This window comes from Bacillus swezeyi, assembly GCF_030908325.1.
Lineage (GTDB): Bacteria > Bacillota > Bacilli > Bacillales > Bacillaceae > Bacillus > Bacillus swezeyi.
This window is the reverse complement of sequence record NZ_CP133085.1, coordinates 1,432,196-1,452,339: the sequence shown is the minus strand read 5'-3', so window position 1 is coordinate 1,452,339 and position 20,144 is coordinate 1,432,196. Positions and strand designations below refer to the sequence as shown.

The window sequence follows — 20,144 nt, the reverse complement described above, 5'->3', positions numbered from 1 at the left end:
CCCATTTCATTTTAGTTCGATCATCTCCTTTATATTTTGCTATGTCTTCAGCTATGAATTAACCATTCACCATCCAGATTGATCTCACGGCTTGCGGAGCGAGCAAATTCAAACCGGACTGCTCATTCCTTCTTATGTGTCCAAAATGTTGCGGCTCCAACACCTGAATATTTCCAAAAAAGCAGAAGAACACCCCTCCCCTCCAAGTCTTTATTGACAGTATCCTGCATTGTGCATACAATTGAAAATGATTATCAACATCAAGCAGGAGGAAAGCACAATGTTTAGTGGAGCAAATAGACGAAATATACTGTTTTTAGCTGCTTTTATTTTATTATTATCAACTGTATTAATTGGTTGTACAAACGCTGGCGAAGAATCTACGGCCAAAAGAGAAAACGACAATATGCTTACGATCGCTTGGCCGCAGGATGTAGGGGAAATGAATCCTCATGTTTATAATCCTTCGCAATTATTTGCTCAGTCAATGGTGTATGAACCGTTAGTAAGCTATCAAGATGGGGGCGATCTAAAACCGCATCTTGCTGAGTCATGGGACATTTCCAAGGACGGTAAAGTATATACGTTTCATCTTCGTAAAGGTGTGAAGTTTTCAGACGGAACAAGCTTTAATGCACAAATTGTGAAAAAGAATTTTGATACGCTTTTAAAGAATGTTGAATTACACAGCTGGTTAGGTTTCATTACGAAAATAGACCGAACAGATGTGATCGACGAAAATACGTTTCAATTGACATTAAAGGAACCATATTATCCAACCATTCAGGAGTTGGCTGTAGTTCGACCGGTTCGTTTCTTAGGTGAAGCCGGATTTCCTGAAGATGGTGATACTTCAAAAGGTATCGTTAAACCGGTCGGTACAGGTCCATGGGTGTTGGAAGAGTATAAAGCTGATGAATATGCTGTTTTCAAGCGTAATGAAAAGTATTGGGGTGAGCTTCCTAAAGAAGAAAAAATCAAAGTAAAAATCATTCCTGATGCGGAAACAAGGGTACTTGCTTTTGAAAAAGGTGATCTAGACATTATTTATGGAGAAGGTATCATTAGTTTAGACGCTTTTAAACAATTAGAATCAACTGGAAAATATGAAACTAGCATTTCCGAGCCGGTCGCAACGAGACAACTTGTCATCAATTCGAAGAAAGAACAGCTTTCGGATGAACGGGTACGCCAGGCGTTACATTACGGTTTTAATAAAGAAGCAATGGTTGAAGGGAATACATCTGGCTACGAAGAGAAAGCAGATTATATTTTACCGACAAATCTGCCTTACACAAAAGACATTGATGTTGATGTAATCGATTATGATGCAGAAAAAGCGAAAAAGCTATTAGACGAAGCTGGGTGGACGCTTCCTAAAGGGAAAACAGTTCGTGAAAAAGACGGACAGCCACTTGAAATCGAGCTCATGTATAATTCTGCAGAATCGATTCAAAAAACGATGGCGGAAACCCTTCAATCCGAGTGGGCAGCCATTGGTATTAAATTAAACATTGTCGGTGTTGAAATAACAAAGCAAATTCAACGATTCAAAGGAAATGAATTTGACATTAATTTCTTTAGTAACTATGGAGCTCCTTATGATCCTCATACTTTCTTAAACATTGTTGCGTCTGAAGGATTTGGATTTAATGAGGCGATTTCAGCATACCCGAACAAAGAAGAATTACTTAAACAAATCGCAAAGGTCCCTCAAACAATAGATGAGAAACAACGTCAAAAGCTTTACTCTTCTATTTTAAAATCAATCCAAGACCAAGGAGCGATTATTCCTGTTTCTTATATTAAGAAAACAGCGATTTATCAAAAAGATGTGACGAATTTTACATTCCCTGCTAATCGTGACGAACATCCATTCACAGGAATTAGCATCGAGTAGTAAGTAGCGGGAGGCTTTCATGGGCACCTATATATTGAAAAGAATCGTATCGATTATCCCGGTTTTTCTTTTGGCAACACTTCTAACGACTGGAATGATCCACCTTTCACCAGTGGATCCGGCTGAGGCTTATTTAGCAGCCGCCCATATTCAGCCGACCGATGAGATTTTGGCTCAGAAAAGACAAGAGTTCGGTTTAGATCAACCTTTCTTCATTCAATATGTAAACTCTATTATAAAGATATGCCAACTTGATTTTGGCATATCTTATGTTTCGAATAAGCCGGTTTGGGATGAGGTTATATACCGAATGCCAGCTACGATACAGCTAGCTATAGGGAGTATCATCCTAGCATTGCTCGTCAGTGTCCCTCTAGGCTTTCTTGCTGGGGTAAAGAAAAATAGCGTAATCGACCACTTTAGCCGTATTCTCTCTTTTTTAGGGGCGTCGATTCCATCTTTTTGGCTAGGTTATATATTGATTTTTTTCTTTTCTATTAAACTTGACCTTTTTCCAGTTGAAGGAATTGGAACATGGCAGCACCTTGTTTTACCTTCCGTGACACTGGCTCTTCCCTTAATTGCAATCTATACAAGATTGTTGCGTGCCAGCGTTCTTGAACATTTGCAAGAGCCCTATGTGCGATTTGCCAGGGCGAGGGGAATTGCTGAAAAAACCATTATGGCAAAGCATGTTTTAAAGATTGCCATTTCCCCGATGATTACTGGACTTGGGGTGAATCTTGGAAAACTGCTGACTGGAACGATTATCGTTGAAGCCGTGTTTTCCTGGCCCGGGTTTGGCCGTTATTTTATTGAAGCGATTTTTAATCGTGATATACCTGTCATTCAATGCTATGTGCTAATTGCAGCTGTCTTATTTATCGTCAGCAATTTAATCGTTGATCTGATTCAAATATATATTGACCCGCGCATTTCTAGGAAAGAAGGATACCAGCAATGATAACAAGTATACGTCAGATATTCAGAAGTCAAAAAGTGATTCCAATATGTTCGATCATATTAGGTATTCTTTTTATCATTGCCATATTTGCTCCCTGGATCGCACCAAATGACCCTATTGCTGTCAATTTAGCTTATAAGCTACAGCCGCCTTCATGGGCTTTCCCGCTCGGAACCGATCATTTAGGAAGATGCAACCTATCACGCATTTTATATGGGGCACGCATTTCGTTAGGCTTTGCGATGCTTATCTTTCTTTCATCCATCGTGATTGGTTTAATCGTTGGAATTTTTTCCGGTTATAAAGGCGGTTGGATTGATCATGTTTTGATGCGGTTTTGCGATGGAATGATGGCTTTCCCAAATCTGATTCTTATTCTTGGATTGGTCGGAATATTTGGGCCTGGCCTTACACAAGTCGTCTTAGCACTGATGCTTGTGCAATGGGTCTATTACGCGAGAATGTTCCGGGGAATGGTGCTTAGTCTAAAAGAACAAAACTTTATTGCAGCTGCGAAAATAAGCGGTTCTTCCCAATGGAAGATTATGAAAAATCATATTGTCCCTAATGTACTCCCCCCGCTTGCTGTAATGGGTACATTAGAAATGGGATGGGCCATTATGGATATATCCGCCATGTCGTTTCTAGGATTAGGAGTACAATCCCCTACACCTGAATGGGGAGCGATGATTCACGAAGGAAAATCGTATATTCGGACGAATCCAGAATTAATGCTTTATCCAGGTTTAATGATTATGCTTGTTATTGTAACATTCAATTTGTTGGGTGAAGCTTTATCAGAACGGTACGGTGTCAAACGACGATTTTAAAAAGGAATGAGGATGTTGGGAACAGAACAGTCCAATGTGTTACAAGTCAGGGATTTACACGTACAGGTAAAAACAAAAAACGGTACTGCGACCCTTGTTCAAGATATCAATTTCGATCTAAAGCGTGCGAGCGTACTTGGCCTTGTCGGGGAAAGCGGATGCGGTAAAACCGTTACGAGTATGTCCATTCTTCAGCTTCTTGATCAAAAAACAACAACGATTAAAGGCAGTATCGCTTTACAAGGCCGCGAATTAAATGGTTTAGGTGAAAAAGAAATGTGCAGGATTCGCGGCAAGGATCTAGCCTTTATTATGCAAAATCCGATGAATGCTTTTACACCCGTTTTTACAATTGGCCATCATTTTATCGAGACCATTTGCTCACATACATCTTATCGTAAAAAACAAGCAAAAGAACTTGCCATTGAGGCCATGCATCATGTGAACCTTCCGAATCCTAGACAACTTTTAAAATACTATCCTTTTCAATTGAGCGGCGGTATGCTTCAGCGGGTGATGATTGCCATTGCAGCCTGCCTGCACCCAGCCGTTATTATTGCTGATGAACCAACAACCGCACTTGACGTTCATAATCAAAAGAAAGTGCTTCGCCACTTGGATAAAATCCGCTCTGAATTTGGTTCAGCCATTTTATTAATATCTCATGACCTCGGCGTCATTTCGGAAATGGCAGATGAAGTCGTCGTGATGCATAGTGGAAGAGTAGTAGAAAAAGCGGATGTGTTTCAGCTATTTGATGAGCCGCAGCATGATTATACGAAGAAACTATTAAATGCCCGCTCACTATTACACGCAGATGATCCGATCATCCATTTGACTTGAGAGGGGTGAACAAATGAGTTTATTACAAGTAAAGGAAGTCACTCATAGCTACGGTTCGCGAACGTTTTTCAACTGGAAAGATCATTCTAAAACAGTACTTTCCGATATTTCCTTCTCTATTGAAGACGGAACATGCTTGGGACTGCTTGGTTCAAGCGGAGCAGGTAAAAGTACGTTAGGAAAAGTAATTCTTGGTTTGGAACGACCGCAAAATGGACAAATTCTGTTTCAAGGGCATGATATTTATACTGCGGATAAGCCTATTCGTCAAAAAATCCGCCGTAATCTTCAAGCTGTCTTTCAGGACTCATACTCATCGGTCAACCCTCGCATGACCGCAGAACGTATTATTGCAGAGCCTTTAGAAAACTACGAAAGGCTTACAGCAGCTGAACAAAAAAGAACCATTGTTGAATTATTGGAAAGGGTTGGACTAAGCGAAAAGGACTTAAAAAAATACCCGCACCAATTTAGCGGCGGTCAATTGCAAAGGATCAATATTGCAAGAGCGATCTCCCTCAAACCAAAACTGATTGTTCTAGACGAAGCTGTCAGCAGTCTAGATATGGTGAACCAAGCACTCATCTTAACATTATTAAACGAATTAAAGGCAGACTTCGGCTTATCTTATCTTTTTATAACCCATGATATTAAAGCCGCCTATGAGATTAGCGACACATTGGGTGTACTGGAAAAAGGAGAATTAGTCGAGCTTTACCAATCAAAACATCAGTTTTTCACCTCAGAACACCCTGTAGCAAAAGAAATGAGAAGTTCCATACTTCCCGAGCACCCGCGTTTCCGGAAGCATGGGGATCGAGCTCATTTGAGGTGAAGTGAGAGACGGTGCCTTTTTGCTTTAAGAAGGAATCTTGAGGTGCCCCCCCAGTCGAAATCATACCAACAACCCCTTGCGAATCAAGGGGTTGTTTTTTTGTGTTTTACATGACAACATGCGGAAAAGGGTCATTCACAAGGTGATCTTCAAGACGGGCGGGGTGATCAAATTCTTTCTTGTATTGATTTTACAAATGACCACAAAAGAGTTAGATATAAAAGATTTTCTCCTCTGTTCTGCTGTTTTTTATACTCCCCCTATTGCTCAATCCCAACCCCCCTATTACACTATTTAATTATCACACTATTCAAAATACTAAACTGAAACGGGGAGATTTTCATGAATTCTTCATTCATTTCACCTGATGATGTATGGGTGCTTTGGGGGTTTATTGCGGTGTGGGCGGCTGTGAGCATTTATTTGGAGCAGCGGTTTCGCTGGGCTGCTGCGTTGTCTGGGGCCGTGCTTGCGCTTGGCGGGGCGATGGCGTTTACGAATGCGGGGATTCTTCCGACTGAGTCACCTGTTTATGATGCGGTTTGGACATATGTCGTTCCGCTTGCGATTCCTTTGCTGCTTTTTCAAATCAACTTGCGGAAAATTGTTAGAGAAAGCAGACGGCTTTTGTTTGTTTTTTGCATCAGCTCTGTCGGTACTGTGATCGGAAGCCTGATCGCATTTTTCCTTTTTAAACAGCAAATCCCGTACCTTGACAAAATCGGCGGGATGATCAGCGCTTCCTATATCGGGGGAGGCGTGAACTTTGCGGCAATGGCGGCAAAATTTCAAACTCCGGGCGAGTACGTATCTTCGACAGTTGTTGCCGATAATTTTATGATGGCTTTGCTCTTTTTCATTTTAATGGGCATCCCTGCGTTAAAATGGTTTCAAAAACGGTTTTCCGTATCTGAAATAGCTGCTCCCGAAAAAAATCAAGCTGAATCTTACTGGGAGCGAAACGAGATGTCTCTTCGGGACATTGCCTTGAATATGGGGACGGCATTTGCGATTGTCGTTGTTTCTGTTAAAACGGCCGCTTTTTTTCAAGGGCTGTTCCCTTCTGAAAGTGACTCGTTTATCGTTCGGCTATTATCCGGGATTCTCGGCGACCAGTATCTGCTTCTGACAACGCTGACGCTCGCCGCAACTTTTGCCTTTCCGCGTTACTTTGAAAAGATGCGCGGAACACAAGAAATCGGCACTTATATGATTTATTTATTTTTTGTGGTAATCGGCATTCCTGCGGACTTGCGAATCATCCTGATAAATGCTCCGCTTCTCTTGGCATTTGTTTTTATTGTCGCGATCTCCAATCTGCTCGTCTCGCTGGCAGCGGGGAGAATCTTTCGTTTTCGGCTTGAAGAAATTTTGCTTGCCTGCAACGCTTCAGTCGGCGGTCCGACGACTGCGGCTGCGATGGCGATTGCAAAAGGCTGGAGGGAGCTTGTCGCCCCGATCATGCTGGTCGGAACGTTCGGCTATCTGATCGGCAATTATGTCGGAACCTTGCTCGGAACATGGTTTTCATCATTTGTCTAAGATGCAAAAAGCCGGAGATTCTTCACGAATTCACCGGCTTTTCACGCTTTCCGACTATGAACGGGCAAGCGTTCCCGCTACGGTTTGCAAGGCCTGTGCAAAGTCTTTCTGTAAATCATCGGCATTCTCTACACCGACGCTCAGCCGCAGGAGACCGTCTGTAATGCCCCGTTTTTCCCGCTCTTCCTTCGGCATGGCGGCGTGCGACATTTTCGCCGGATACGAAAGAATCGATTCGACCGCGCCAAGACTCACAGCAAAGACTGGGAGTGAGACATGTTCCACAACCTTTTTAACAGCTTCTGCATCCTCAAGCTCAAAGGAAAGCACCGCTCCTGCACCAGTTGACTGATGTTTATGAACGGAAGCGCCTGGATGGGAAGACAGCCCCGGATAATAAACCTGTTTGACAGAGGGATGCTTCGCAAAAAATTCGGCTAGCTGCTGAGCCGTTCTGCTCGCTTTTTCCAGCCGCACCTGCAATGTTTTCAATCCTCTCAACACAAGCCAGCAGTCTTGGGCGCCAAGAACCGCTCCAAACGAATTTTGCAGTTTATAAAGATCCTCCCCGAGCTTTTTGTCTTTAACAACAGCAAGTCCTGATAAAACATCGCTGTGGCCGCTTAAAAATTTCGTCGCACTGTGAAGCACGACATCAACGCCGAGCTCAAGCGGACGCTGCAGCGCCGGGGTCATGAATGTGTTATCAAGGAACGTCAGACAGTCGTGCGCTTTGGCAAGCTTGACGACGCCTCTTATATCCGTAATGCCGAGCGTCGGATTTGACGGTGTCTCAAGGTAGATGACTTTAGTGTTTTCTTTTATGTTTAAAGCAATTTCATTTAAATCGGTCATATCGACGAAAGTATGTTCAATGCCGAAGCGGCTCAGCACATCTGTGATCATGCGGTACGTTCCGCCGTAGACATCCTTTGTGACGAGGACATGATCGCCTTTTGATAAAAGCAAAAAGGCGGTGGAAATAGCGGCCATGCCGGATGAAAACGCGAATCCCCGCGTCCCGCCTTCAAGCTCTGCTATCGTGTCTTCAAGCGCCTTCCTCGTCGGCGTTCCGGAACGGCTGTAGTCATATTCGCCAAACTGGTCAAATGAGCCTTGATGAAAGGTTGAAGCATGCTGGATCGGCACGCTGACGGCTCCGGTCGCTTCATCTGTTTTATTTTGATTGTGGACGAGTTTTGTTTCGAACGTCCAATTTCCATTACTCATGCGGAACCGCCTCCTCTTTTACTTTCTGCAGCGCCTGTTGAAGGTCTTCCTTCAAATCTGATACATGCTCAATTCCGACTGAAAAGCGCAGGAGCCTGTTGCAGACGCCGCCGGCGATGCGTATTTCTTCAGGAATATCCATATGGGTCTGGGTCGCCGGATAGGTGATAAAGCTTTCTACCCCGCCGAGGCTTTCGGCAAAGCAGATCGTTTTTAAATGTTTCAAAAACGGGTTGACCCATTCTTCCTTTTGGATACGGAATGACAGCATGCCGCCCTGTCCTGGATAAAGAACATCGGCAACCTCTTCTTGCGCTTCCAAAAAGGCCGCGAGCTCGCGGGCGTTTTCCTGATGCTGCTTCATTCTGAGAGCCAGCGTCTTCATGCCCCTCATCAAAAGCCAGGAATCAAACGGCGATAAGACGGCCCCGATGGCGTTTTGATGCTGAAACATCTCTTCGGACAGCGCTTCGCCTTTCGAGACGACAAGCCCTGCCAAGAGATCATTGTGGCCGCCCAAATACTTTGTCGCGCTGTGAATGACGAGATCAGCGCCCCATTCAATCGGCTTTTGCAAAACAGGTGTATAAAACGTATTGTCGACGATCAAAAGCAAATCGTGCGCCTTGGCGATTTCTGCGACTTTTTGAATATCGGTTTCCTGCATTAACGGATTTGTCGGTGTTTCCACAAACAGCGCTTTTGTGTTTTCCGTGATTTTCGACTTGATACAGTCTTCATCTGAAAAATCGTCATATAAAAAGCGGAGGCCGTATTTTTTCCATTCGTTTTCAAAAAGGCGGTATGTTCCTCCGTATAAATCTGAGGAGACAATCAGTTCATCACCGCTTTGAAACAAAGCCATGATCGTCTGAATGGCAGCCATACCAGAACTGAACGCAAAACCGCGCGTCCCTCCTTCGAGTTTCGCGATTGCATCTTCCACAAGCTGTCTTGTTGGATTTTTTGTACGGATATAGTCGAATCCGGTTGATTCTCCGATTCCTTTATGTCTGTAGGCAGATGAGAAATAAACGGGCGGATTGACGGTTCCTGTTATTTCATCACTTCGGTTTCCGATTTGCGCCAGTGTTGTTTGTACATGTTCAGTCATATGACACCATCCTTTAAAAAGTAAAAACCCCTTCTTCATAAGAAGAAGGGGATTATACGCTTCTTCTTATCTTCCAAGCATCCGCTTGCTGGATTTAGCACCTTGGTACACTGACAAAATCAGTGCATACCGGTTGCTGAGGTTTCAAAGGGCCAGTCCCTCCACCTCTCATGATAAGAATCTCTTTAATTTTCTGATTGTTCTTTACTTTAAACTAAATCTGGACATTTTTCAAGAGGCTTTTTTTCATCTTTCCGGCTCTTTTATCGTGGTATGATTTAATCATACGTCACATTTGGAGGAAGCGAATGCCTAAAACACAGCGGTTGATCGAACTGATGATGACCATTCATACAAAGCGAAGATTCACAGCCCGGGAGCTTGCCGCTGAATTCGGCGTCTCGTACCGCACCATTCTCCGCGACCTGGATGAGCTGAGCGCTCTCGGCGTCCCCGTCTATTCTGAAACAGGCGCCAATGGAGGCTATTATTTACTGAATGAGCCGATGCTGCCGCCGCTTTTTTTCACAGAATCTGAAGCAGCTGCCATGTTTTTTGCCTATCAATCTTTGCAGTTTTTTGGATCGCTCCCCTTTGAAGCCGAAACGAGAACGGTTTTGAAAAAATTTTATCATCACCTCCCTGCAAACATGCAGAAACGGATCGACACAATGAAAGATAGGATCGTCTTCTGGAATCCGAACCGTCCAAAGGCAGTTGAGCATTTAAACGCTTTGCTGGACGCCGCCATAGAGCAATCCGTTATGACGATCCATTATGAAGGAACGGCGGGCGGCACGAAAAGGTCCATTCAGCCGATCGGCTTATACAGCTGGAATGGCTTCTGGTACTGTCCGGCATACTGTTTTAAAAGACAGGATTTCCGGCTGTTTCGCGCAGATCGCATTGCAAGGGCGGAAAAAACAGATGTTGAACAAGCCCGCGATCTTCCTTATGAGTCCGTTCACAGCTGGATTCAGACTTCAGAAAGCGGGTGCGAGAACCCTGTCCGTCTACACGCCGAACTGACGCGGACCGGAACAAGCAAGGCCATGTCAGACCTTGATTTGCTTAAAATCGTTGATATACATGAAGATGGAAGCGGCTCGATCAATACGCAAATCCCAAGAACGGAAATCGATTATTTTGCAGATCTTTTGTGGAATCTGGGCGCTGAAGCCGCTGTTATAGAACCGAGGGAAATCAAACTGCGCCTCAAGCAAAAAGCTGCCGAGCTTTTGAAGCGCTACAGCTGAATTTTTTTGAATCATGACAAAAGCTGTCAGGATTAACTGATAAAATATGAATGAATTCAAATAGAAAGGGTGACGCTGATGAATGCGGTTCATACATTACGAGATGTTCTTTTGCACGAAATGGAAACGGGGATTCGATCGACATGCCTTCTTTTACAAAAGGTGAAGAAAGCCGATTGGCCTTACCGCCCCACCGATAACATGCGCAGCCTGAAAGAGCTGGCTTACCATCTCATCGCCATTCCGGAAACGGATCTGGCTATCATGCGAGAGAAAAAGCAAAGCGATATCACCGAGCTCGAAAAACGGTATGGGGCATTGCAATCCGCGGAGGAAATGACGGCAGCGATGGAAAAAGGCTATGAGCAATTCAAATCCTTTTTTACATCCATGCCAGATGAAGAATTTTTGACAAAGAAGACAACGCCGTTTTATCTTGAAACAGGAATGACCCAAAGCCGTTGGCTGACGGAAACGCTCACCCACATCTTCCATCACCGGGCCCAATTGTTTAACTATTTGAAACAGCTCGGCTATCATATCAACATGTTCGATCTGTATATTTGAATGAAGGTGATCACATGAAACTGCCTTTGACAGAACAAGAGCGGTCAAACCTAAGAGCCGCACGGATAAAAATGAAAGATGCAGCAGAACTGGAGCTGTCAAGCCTCGCTCAGGCGCTCGATTCACCTTTGGCGCGGGCAAAATACATCAAAGCGCTCGCCCAATTTCAAACGGTCCCTTCCATCGGGCCGAAAATAGCTCAGTCCGTCATTGATTTAGGCTATTATTCTCTCGCAGAAATCAAGCATGAAACAGGCGCAGATTTGATCATTCGCCTGGAAAAGCTAAAAGGCTATTGGGAAGACCCTTGTGCAGAAGATGCGCTGCGCTGCATCGTCCATTACGCCAACCATCCCGGAAGCGGCAAAAGCTGGTGGGATTTCACTGCTGAAAGAAAACGATATCGGCAACAATACGGATATCCCGCGGACAGACCGTCAATCCCTTGGTACGAGAAAAAATAATCAACCAAGCTCAGGGCTGCTGATCATAACGGCAGCTCTTTTTCGCGCGGATATGCCGAAACGAAAATTGCGCCTTCGGAAGAGAATTTTCGCGAAATTCGTGTTACAATGTATGGAAACGTTCACAACATCATTTCTGGAGGAATTCATCTTGGCTATTAAAACAGGCGTCATTCAGGAGAAAAGGCTTTTTTCAGAAGAGCTCGGCGAAGAGATGGAGCTTTTGGTGTATTTGCCTGCATCCTATTCCCCGCTCTACAAATATCATGTCATCATCGCCCAGGATGGACATGACTACTTCCGGCTCGGCCGCATCAGCCGGCAGCTTGAGGAACTGCTGAAAAACGGCGAAATCGAACGATCCATCATCATTGGCGTTCCTTACAAAAACGTCAAGGAAAGAAGACTTACATACCATCCCGAAGGTTCAAAATTTGAAGCTTATAAACGCTTTTTGGCGAATGAACTTGTTCCTTTCACCGACCGCGAGTATCCGACATATCAAGTCGGATCAGGCAGGACGCTGATCGGAGATTCGCTCGGAGGAACCGTCTCGCTTATGACAGCGCTTGATTATCCAAACATGTTCGGTAATGTCATCATGCAGTCTCCTTATGTCGACAATCATGTGCTTGAAAAGGTGGAGCATGCTGATTCCCTGCAGCTGATTTCGATCTGCCACCAAATCGGCACGAAAGAAACCGAGGTCAAAACAACAGATGATCAGGTTTTAGATTTTACGGTACCTAATGAAAAACTGAAAGAACTGCTCGAAAAAAAGAAGACAAACTATGGCTATGAAGCATTTGACGGTGATCATAAATGGACGTATTGGCAGCCTTTAATCACCCCAGCCTTAAAAAAAATGCTCTAGCTCTCTGTATATCTGCCCATCTTTGATATACTAAATCATATACATTGTTTGAGGAGGGAACAAAATGAAATACGGCATTGTGTTATTTCCATCAAAAAAACTTCAGGATATTGCAAATTCCTACCGAAAACGTTATGACCCGAATTACGCTTTAATCCCGCCCCATCTTACATTAAGAACACCTTTTGATGCATCTGAAGAAGAAATCGGCAAAGTCGTTCGACAGCTGAGAGAGCTTTCAAAAGAACTAAAACCGATTCCGCTGAAGATAACAAAATTCAGTTCTTTTGCACCCGTCAATAATGTGATTTATATGAAAGCCGAACCGACTGAAGAGTTGACAGTGCTTCATGAAAAAATGTACAGCGGCGTTTTGGAAGGCAAGCCGGAATACGCATTTGTTCCCCATGTCACGATCGCTCAGAATCTATCCAATGACGAGCATTCCGATGTCCTTGGCCCGCTGAAAATGAAAGATGCGTCACATGAAGAAACAATCGACCGCTTTCACCTGCTTTATCAATTGGACAACGGCTCTTGGACAGTACATGAAACTTTTATTTTAGGAGCGTGATGAAAGCCAGTGGAAGCCGTCATCGTGAAGAATAAACAACAGCTAGAAGACGCTTATTTTGTAAGAGAAGAAGTATTCATCAAAGAACAAAACGTATCACCGAAAGAAGAAATGGATCACTTCGACCAGGACTCTTCACACCTTGTCATCTATGACGGAACAGAACCGATCGGCGCTGGCCGGCTTCGCATTGTCGACGGCTTCGGCAAGCTTGAACGGATCTGTGTGCTAAAAAGCCACCGCTCACTCGGGGTAGGCAATCTGATCATTCAGGCGCTTGAAAAGGAAGCAGCAAAACAAGGTGCAGCACAATTTATGCTGAACGCACAGACACAAGCTGTGCCTTTTTATGAAAAACACGGCTACAAGGTCGTTTCCGAAGAATTTTTAGATGCAAATATTCCTCACGTCAAAATGGTCAAAAAGCAACCGTTCCAAGCCTAATTGGAACGGTTAGATGGTTGACAAAATCCTAAAACGGTTTAAAGTTTTAGGATTTTGTCATCCTTTTTAGCTTCAGCGTGATTGAAAACCCTTGCAGTCTAGGAGGGCCGAGCATCGGAGCAGAGCGAATGTTGGAATTCGTGAGCACCGACGCGCAGGCCTGACAACGAATGCGAGGGTTTGTCGACACGCTGACCGTTCCAAATCTAATTGGAACGGTTTTTCTTTTTCCCCCTCCCCCCTCAAACATTTCATAGTTTGTTCATCTTTTGTTTATCGTTTATTCAACATTATCCCTTAAAGTTGTTTCTAAGCTTGAAGGAAGCGCTAAAAAGGCGTGCGCTTCTTCTGATGGGAGGTCAAAGATCGTATGCCGTTATGATCAATAAGAAACTCGTCATATTATTTCGTTTCGGAACCGTCGGAGTCGGAAACACACTCATTGATTTCGGAGTATTTTTCCTTCTGACGGCCCTCCATGTCCCCTACCTTCTTGCACAGGTGTTCTCCTATTCGGCAGGGGTGGCAAACAGCTATATCTGGAACCGGACATGGACATTTCAAGTCAAAGAAAAAGCCCATGGCCGAGAAGCTTTCCGATTTATTATGATCAACCTTGCAGCTTCAGGAATCACTTTTCTCCTTCTGTACGCTTTGCAAAAAGGGGGCCTGTCACTCTTTTTCAGCAAAATGACAGCAACAGCCGCAGGAATGGTCATCAATTTTATCGGAAACCGGCTCTGGGTGTTTCAAGATCCAGAAACAGATTCATAAGAAAAAGAACAGGAGTGAATGATCATGAAAGTAAAAAAAGCCGTCATCCCGGCAGCGGGGCTGGGAACGAGGTTTTTGCCGGCAACAAAAGCACAGCCGAAAGAAATGCTGCCGATTGTCGATAAACCAGCTATACAATACATCGTGGAAGAAGCCGTCCAATCAGGAATAGAAGACATTTTGATCATTACAGGAAGAAACAAACGCTCGATTGAAGATCATTTTGACCGTTCGGTTGAGTTGGAACAAAGCCTTTTAAAAAAAGGAAAGGACGATACATTAAAGGAAATACGGGATATCGCCGATATGGCAAACATCCATTATATCCGGCAGAAAGAGCCGCTCGGACTCGGACATGCCGTTTTGTCAGCGCGTCATTTCATCGGCGACGAACCATTCGCCGTCCTGCTCGGCGATGACATCATGGTTTCCGAAAAACCGGCACTGCAGCAGTTAATCGATGTTTATGAACAATACCAGACAGAAGTCATCGGCGTTCAGACTGTTGAACCGGCTGATGTCAGCAAATACGGGATCATTCAGACGTCTGTGCAAAAAAATAAAGTCTATGATATTCAGGATCTCGTAGAAAAACCTTCTGTAAAAGAAGCGCCTTCAAATATCGCAGTCATGGGCCGCTACATTTTAGAGCCTTCGATATTTCCGATTCTCGACCAAACCAAACGAGGCGCAGGAAATGAAATACAGCTGACTGACGCCCTAAGGGAAATCTGCGGGGTACGGAGCATATATGCCCGTCAATTGGAGGGAAGCCGTTTTGATATCGGCGATAAATTAGGCTGCTTTAAAGCGAGCACGGAGATCGGCCTGATGCGGGACGAGATGCGGCCGAAACTATTAGACTACTTGGAAAACGTCTTAAAAAGAGAAATGCAGAAAGGGGCTTTGCAATGAAAACTGTACTGGTGACCGGCGGAGCCGGATATATCGGAAGCCACACCGTTCTCGAATTAAAAAAACAAAACATAGCTGCCGTCGTTCTTGATAATCTTTCGACAGGCCACTGGGAAGCCGTCCACGCTCCTCACTTTTACGAAGGCGATATCAGCGACCGCGAATTGGTCAAATCCATTATCCGGCGGCATGAGGTCGATGCGGTCATCCATTTTGCCGCGAAAAGCCTTGTATCTGAATCAATCGCAAAACCTGAGCTATACTTTAGGGAGAATACGCTGAAGTCTTGTGCATTCTTTGAAAATATCATCAGCGAAGGCGTCAAAAACATCGTGTTTTCATCAACCGCAGCCGTGTACGGCATGACCGGGAACAAACCGATTAAAGAAACCGATCCGCTTGCACCGGTTAATCCCTACGGGGAATCAAAGCTGATGATCGAAAAATATTTGTATTGGGTCGGCAAAAAACATGATGTCAAGTGGGCCGCCCTCCGCTATTTCAATGCAGCAGGCGCCGCCTTGGACGGGGCCATCGGCGAAGACCACGATCCGGAAAGCCACCTCATTCCGCTCGTCCTGCAAACGGCTCTAGGCCTGCGGGGCAAAATCTCAATTTATGGCGATGATTATCAGACACCTGACGGAACATGCATCCGGGACTATATTCACGTTTTGGATTTAGCCTCGGCCCATTTGTCGGCTCTCAATGGGATATTTGAAGACAGGCTCCAACAAAATGTTTATAATGTAGGAACAGGGGCCGGACATTCCGTAAAAGAAATCATTGAAACAGCGGAAAAAATAACGGAACGAAGCATTGCCCAAAAAACGGATGAGCGCAGAGCGGGTGATCCGCCGGTGCTTGTGGCAGACAGCCGGTCATTGCAGGAGCAGCTCGGCTGGAAGCCGAAATACAGCGATTTACAGACCATTATTCATAGCGCTTGGGAGTGGCATAAAGCCCATCCGAACGGGTTTTGAGATTCGCTTGTTTTCCGTCGTCAGCGGCAGGCATTTTCTGCAGCTGATCTGACGTTCGGCTGATGAAAGTGAAAAGGCAGGGTGAAAAAACGAAAATGGGAAACATAGTGAATGATATTTTAATGTGGCTGACCGACCTTGGCTATCTCGGTATAGCAATCGGTTTAATGATTGAAATCATCCCCAGTGAAATCGTATTGGCTTACGGAGGATATATGGTGTCAAACGGTTCCATCGCCATAACGGGAGCCGTGATCGCCGGCGTCATCGGGGGAACGATCGCCCAATTGTTTCTTTATTGGATCGGCTACTACGGCGGACGGCCGTTTTTATATAAATACGGCAAATACTTATTGATTCAAAAGCATCATATCGAAACAGCGGAAAAATGGTTTGAGAAATACGGGGGCGGAGTGGTGTTTTCTGCACGCTTCATCCCGGTGGTCCGCCACGCCATCTCCATTCCGGCCGGCATCGCCAAAATGCCGCTTTTGAAATTCACCGGCCTGACGGTGCTCGCCATCATTCCATGGTCGATTTTATTCATTTACCTCGGGATACAGCTGGGCAGCCGGTGGGATCATATTGAAAATGTCGCCAAAACGTACACAACACCGATTATGTTTGCGGCTGCCGCCTTGGTCATTATTTATTTCGGACTTAAAAAGCTCCGCAAAAAATAACAAAACCCCCGGTCTTCCCGCCGGGGGTTTTAAGCTTGCCCTGGAATTTATCGTTTCCCGCACCTAAGCGAAGGTTGCTTTAAATCGATTCATTGACATAGCGGCCTCTGCTTCCTTTGCCTGCGATCCGGCGGTTCAGCGCTTTTCTCCGCTTCTTTTCCTGAATCCTCTTGCCGATCACAGTCTGATTTTCCTCTCTTTTTTCCACTTCGCGATATGACCGTTCGCTTGGAATATAGGAGGCTTTTTGTATATATGCATAATTGGATTTCTGGCTGATGCTGCGGTTGGCGTATTGTGTATACTGATCATTGTGAACCGGCGGCAAATATCCCATCGTATCTCCTCCCCATCACTCGCATTCCCAAAAATCTACTGTTTTAAACGGTTTTCATTTGATATGATAGACGTTGTCTCATAATCAGACGACTACCAATTATTGGAGGAACTCTTTTTGAAATGCGCCCGATTGAATAACCGAGACATTCATATACATACATATTCGCGAGAACATCTTCAATTCCTCTTTGATGAGGCAAGAAAAGACCGCATAACATGCAAATTTTGCGGCTCGCCGCTGAGGCTGAAATTGACGATCCATGAAGCACCGCACTTTTTCCATAGAGAAAACGGAGATTTTTCTGAATGTGAAGCGGCATGCTTGAAAGACGAAACAGATCAAACAAAAGAAGCGGGCTATACGGAAAGCGGAGTATTCCGCCTGCCAAAGGGAAAAGCGATAACCGAAGAAAAGCAGGCGCCATCAGCCTTTTGGGAGGCGCCGAGGGAAGCATCCGTTCACACCCATTTTGCTCCAGAAACGGAAGCGCTGCCGGAAGCGATTTTTCCGAATGTCCCTTTAAATGAAAAACAGCTTGAAGCCGTTTCAGCGCCTGAAGCTCCCCTTCTCGTCCTGGCCGGTGCGGGCAGCGGAAAAACACGGGTATTAACAGCACGCGCGGCGTACATGATATCCCAGCTGGATATTCAGCCGTCTGCTATTCTGCTTGTGACGTTTACGACAAAAGCGGTGAAGGAAATGAAAGAACGGATGGCCTCGCAGTACGGTCTTTCCGAGCGTATCGTCAGCCGCCTTGTGACAGGGACATTTCACAGTCTTTTTTATAAAATTCTCTGCCACCATGATCCTGTTAAGTGGAATGGAGAGCATTTGTTGAAATGGGAGTGGCAAAAAGAACAGTACATCAAAATGGCGCTGGCCGAGGAAGGACTTGATGAAAAGGATTTCCCGATTGACCAGGCGATTCAGCAGATCGGCTACTGGAAGAACGCTTATCTGCCTGGGGAACATATCCCGCTTGAAGATGAATGGGAGAAACGGGTTCATCGGCTGTACCGCCATTATGAACAGCAAAAAAGAGAGCGCCGGCAATTCGACTTTGACGATATGGCGTCTGCATGCTATGAGCTGTTTCAAGAGCGGCCAGATGTATTAAAAAGGTACCAGGAGCGGTTTCACGCGATTCTGATTGATGAGTTTCAGGACATCAACCCCGTTCAGAATGCGATCATCAAACTTCTTGCCAGCCCGGAGGACAACCTGACCTGTGTCGGAGATGATGATCAGTCGATCTATGCTTTCAGAGGCAGCAGCCCGTCTTTTATATTAGATTTTGAAAAAGACTATCCAAACGCGAAGACGATCCACCTCACAACCAATTACCGGTCAAGCCACTCGATCGTGGCAAGCGCAGACGCGGTTGTGAAAAAAAATAAAAAGCGCTGGCCGAAAATGTTGAAAGCTGTCAAAGATGACCTGAAAAAACCGCTTTTATTTTATCCATATGATGAAGAAGAAGAAGCGATTATGGTTGTTTCTGACATACAGGAAAAAATTGAGATGGGCGCAAAACCGGATGACTTCGCCGTCCTTTATCGGACAAACAGCAGCGGCCGCGCTATTTTTGAGCGGCTTCACCAATCAGCCATTCCCTACACGGCGGAACAGGGCGTCCGAACATTCTACAGCAGGCGGATTGTCCGGCAGATGCTGAGCTTTTTGTATTTAAGCCAAAATCAAGACGATGCGGAAGCCGTCAAACAGATATTGCCGGCTCTGTTTTTAAAACAGTCGGCTTTGAATACGCTAAAAGCGCTCTCGATTACGGAAGACTGCACAATGGTCGGTGCGCTTGAAAAATTAACCGATATCAAGCCCTTTCAGCTTGAAAAAATTAAAAAAATCGTCCCTTTCTTCGCTGGCCTGAAGACGATGAAACCCGTTGAAGCGATCACGTTTGCCGAGGAAAAGATGGGTTTTTCCGATTACTTGAAAAAGCGCGGAAACGAAGGAAACAAGCTTGAAAAAGGGTCAGATGATCTGCGCGATCTCAAAACAGCAGCGAAAAAATTCAAGACGATTCCGGATTTTCTCGAGCATGTCGATCATATGAGAGCCGCTGAGAAAAATAAACCTGACGGCAGAGGTGTTCAGCTTTTGACGATCCACCGCGCGAAAGGACTTGAATTCAACACGGTCTATATTTTAGGAGCGGCGGACGGTTCCATTCCCCATGATTTTGCATTGGAGACGGCAAGAAAAGGGGACGAAACCGCCCTTGAAGAAGAACGAAGGCTCCTTTATGTTGCGATGACCCGCGCTGAACAACATTTATATATCAGCGTCCCTTCGGTCAGAAGGAACAGAACGGCATACCGCTCAAGATTTTTGCAGCCGATTTTAAGGCCGCAGCCTGAAGTTCAGCTGCGTTAAAAAACACCGGGCCTCCCTTTATCGGAAGGCTCGGTGTTTATTTTTTGCTGTTCATCATTTTAGAAATTGTATTAAAATCCATTTTTTCCTTTCCGCTTACAATCGATTCGACAATCTTATCTTCCATTTCCTTCGGAACCCGTTTGTTCGCTAATTTAGCAACGCGCTTAATCACGCTGCGGACCGTATTTTCATCCTTGAAGTTGGCATTTTGCAGAGAGTTTGCGAGCTGCATCACATCCGTCATACTGACGCCCGTTTTCTTTTCAATGTTTTTGAAAAATTGATTGTCCATACCTATGCCTCCTTTTTTGGGAGTGATACGCTATCTTATGCGTACCTGATCAGCGCTGTGCTTTTCCATTTAAAAAGAAGAGAGCACGGAACCTCTAACCGCCGCCCCCTTCTCTTAAATTGAAAACTAGTATTTAAAAGAAGCGCCGACAATAATCAAAAGAATAAACAAAACAACGATCAGCACAAATGTTGAGCCATAACCGCCGCCGTAGCCGCCACCATAGCCGCCGCCATAGCCTCCTCCATAACAGAAGCCCATCTAAAGCACCTCCTTTTCTCCCTACACAATATGAAAACAAATAGGTTTCGCTTGGATAGATG

The 20,144-nt window shown here is 44.9% G+C and carries 22 protein-coding genes and 1 riboswitch; of the genes, 17 read left to right on the top strand and 5 right to left on the bottom strand.

Features of this window, described 5'->3' with window-relative positions:
• The first annotated feature begins 280 nt into the window (after positions 1 to 280).
• The 6 genes from nikA (at position 281) to RBH91_RS06970 (ending at position 6,914) form a co-directional block, all read left to right on the top strand.
• Positions 281 to 1,900 carry a nickel ABC transporter substrate-binding protein gene (gene nikA / locus RBH91_RS06995; RefSeq protein ID WP_307893938.1) on the top strand — a complete coding sequence of 540 codons (1,620 nt, stop codon included), beginning with the start codon at positions 281 to 283 and terminating at the stop codon, positions 1,898 to 1,900.
• Between the two features lie 19 nt (positions 1,901 to 1,919).
• Positions 1,920 to 2,864 (top strand): nickel ABC transporter permease subunit NikB, encoded by a 945-nt coding sequence (gene nikB, locus RBH91_RS06990; RefSeq protein ID WP_307893937.1) that lies wholly within the window; start codon positions 1,920 to 1,922, stop codon positions 2,862 to 2,864.
• Complete coding sequence (gene nikC / locus RBH91_RS06985; RefSeq protein ID WP_307893936.1) at positions 2,861 to 3,694, top strand: nickel ABC transporter permease subunit NikC; 834 nt, start codon at positions 2,861 to 2,863, stop codon at positions 3,692 to 3,694. The genes nikB and nikC overlap by 4 nt, the downstream gene beginning before the upstream one ends.
• Positions 3,695 to 3,709: 15 nt before the next feature.
• On the top strand, positions 3,710 to 4,537 hold the full coding sequence (gene nikD / locus RBH91_RS06980; RefSeq protein WP_307894689.1) for a nickel import ATP-binding protein NikD: 828 nt from the start codon (positions 3,710 to 3,712) through the stop codon (positions 4,535 to 4,537).
• A gap of 13 nt (positions 4,538 to 4,550) precedes the next feature.
• Positions 4,551 to 5,372, top strand: a complete 822-nt coding sequence (gene nikE, locus RBH91_RS06975; RefSeq protein WP_307893935.1) for a nickel import ATP-binding protein NikE — start codon at positions 4,551 to 4,553, stop codon at positions 5,370 to 5,372.
• A 342-nt stretch (positions 5,373 to 5,714) separates the two neighbouring features.
• On the top strand, positions 5,715 to 6,914 hold the full coding sequence (locus RBH91_RS06970; protein WP_307893934.1) for a DUF819 family protein: 1,200 nt from the start codon (positions 5,715 to 5,717) through the stop codon (positions 6,912 to 6,914).
• A gap of 54 nt (positions 6,915 to 6,968) precedes the next feature.
• Here RBH91_RS06970 and metC read toward each other — a convergent pair whose 3' ends face one another.
• Positions 6,969 to 8,144: a cystathionine beta-lyase gene (gene metC, locus RBH91_RS06965; protein ID WP_307893933.1), complete on the bottom strand. Its 1,176-nt coding sequence runs from the start codon at positions 8,142 to 8,144 to the stop codon at positions 6,969 to 6,971.
• Positions 8,137 to 9,258: a methionine biosynthesis PLP-dependent protein gene (locus RBH91_RS06960; RefSeq protein ID WP_076762543.1), complete on the bottom strand. Its 1,122-nt coding sequence runs from the start codon at positions 9,256 to 9,258 to the stop codon at positions 8,137 to 8,139. Before RBH91_RS06960 ends, metC begins: the two co-directional genes overlap by 8 nt.
• 63 nt (positions 9,259 to 9,321) lie before the next feature.
• Positions 9,322 to 9,438: riboswitch (SAM riboswitch) on the bottom strand.
• Positions 9,439 to 9,566: 128 nt separating this feature from the next.
• On the opposite strand from RBH91_RS06960, the gene RBH91_RS06955 reads away from it, so the two are divergent.
• The 10 genes from RBH91_RS06955 (at position 9,567) to RBH91_RS06910 (ending at position 16,792) form a co-directional block, all read left to right on the top strand.
• Positions 9,567 to 10,514, top strand: coding sequence for a helix-turn-helix transcriptional regulator (locus tag RBH91_RS06955; protein WP_307893932.1), 948 nt, complete (start codon positions 9,567 to 9,569; stop codon positions 10,512 to 10,514).
• A 78-nt stretch (positions 10,515 to 10,592) separates the two neighbouring features.
• A complete protein-coding gene (locus RBH91_RS06950) occupies positions 10,593 to 11,081 on the top strand; it encodes a DinB family protein (RefSeq protein WP_307893931.1) in 489 nt (162 codons plus the stop codon).
• A 14-nt stretch (positions 11,082 to 11,095) separates the two neighbouring features.
• Positions 11,096 to 11,545: a helix-hairpin-helix domain-containing protein gene (locus tag RBH91_RS06945; RefSeq protein ID WP_307893930.1), complete on the top strand. Its 450-nt coding sequence runs from the start codon at positions 11,096 to 11,098 to the stop codon at positions 11,543 to 11,545.
• 151 nt (positions 11,546 to 11,696) lie between these two features.
• Positions 11,697 to 12,419, top strand: coding sequence for an esterase family protein (locus RBH91_RS06940; protein ID WP_307893929.1), 723 nt, complete (start codon positions 11,697 to 11,699; stop codon positions 12,417 to 12,419).
• A 64-nt stretch (positions 12,420 to 12,483) separates the two neighbouring features.
• Entirely contained in the window at positions 12,484 to 12,993 is a 510-nt protein-coding gene (locus RBH91_RS06935; protein WP_307893928.1) for a YjcG family protein, read from the top strand.
• Between the two features lie 9 nt (positions 12,994 to 13,002).
• Positions 13,003 to 13,437, top strand: coding sequence for a GNAT family N-acetyltransferase (locus RBH91_RS06930; RefSeq protein ID WP_307893927.1), 435 nt, complete (start codon positions 13,003 to 13,005; stop codon positions 13,435 to 13,437).
• 378 nt (positions 13,438 to 13,815) lie between these two features.
• Positions 13,816 to 14,211 (top strand): GtrA family protein, encoded by a 396-nt coding sequence (locus RBH91_RS06925; RefSeq protein WP_307894688.1) that lies wholly within the window; start codon positions 13,816 to 13,818, stop codon positions 14,209 to 14,211.
• 18 nt (positions 14,212 to 14,229) lie between these two features.
• A complete protein-coding gene (gene galU, locus RBH91_RS06920; RefSeq protein ID WP_307893926.1) occupies positions 14,230 to 15,126 on the top strand; it encodes a UTP--glucose-1-phosphate uridylyltransferase GalU in 897 nt (298 codons plus the stop codon).
• Entirely contained in the window at positions 15,123 to 16,109 is a 987-nt protein-coding gene (galE, locus tag RBH91_RS06915; protein WP_307893925.1) for a UDP-glucose 4-epimerase GalE, read from the top strand. Before galU ends, galE begins: the two co-directional genes overlap by 4 nt.
• Positions 16,110 to 16,204: 95 nt before the next feature.
• On the top strand, positions 16,205 to 16,792 hold the full coding sequence (locus RBH91_RS06910) for an undecaprenyl phosphate transporter UptA (protein ID WP_076762644.1): 588 nt from the start codon (positions 16,205 to 16,207) through the stop codon (positions 16,790 to 16,792).
• Between the two features lie 79 nt (positions 16,793 to 16,871).
• Here RBH91_RS06910 and RBH91_RS06905 read toward each other — a convergent pair whose 3' ends face one another.
• Positions 16,872 to 17,129, bottom strand: coding sequence for a hypothetical protein (locus tag RBH91_RS06905; RefSeq protein ID WP_307893924.1), 258 nt, complete (start codon positions 17,127 to 17,129; stop codon positions 16,872 to 16,874).
• 117 nt (positions 17,130 to 17,246) lie between these two features.
• Here RBH91_RS06905 and RBH91_RS06900 point away from each other — a divergent pair, with 117 nt between their 5' ends.
• Positions 17,247 to 19,526, top strand: a complete 2,280-nt coding sequence (locus RBH91_RS06900; RefSeq protein WP_307893923.1) for a UvrD-helicase domain-containing protein — start codon at positions 17,247 to 17,249, stop codon at positions 19,524 to 19,526.
• 37 nt (positions 19,527 to 19,563) lie between these two features.
• Here the strand turns inward: RBH91_RS06900 and RBH91_RS06895 are convergent, their stop codons facing one another.
• Both RBH91_RS06895 and RBH91_RS06890 read right to left on the bottom strand, forming a co-directional pair.
• A complete protein-coding gene (locus RBH91_RS06895; RefSeq protein WP_076762619.1) occupies positions 19,564 to 19,821 on the bottom strand; it encodes a sporulation-specific transcription regulator SpoVIF in 258 nt (85 codons plus the stop codon).
• Between the two features lie 126 nt (positions 19,822 to 19,947).
• Entirely contained in the window at positions 19,948 to 20,082 is a 135-nt protein-coding gene (locus RBH91_RS06890; protein WP_076762620.1) for a YjcZ family sporulation protein, read from the bottom strand.
• Between the last annotated feature and the right edge of the window lie 62 nt (positions 20,083 to 20,144).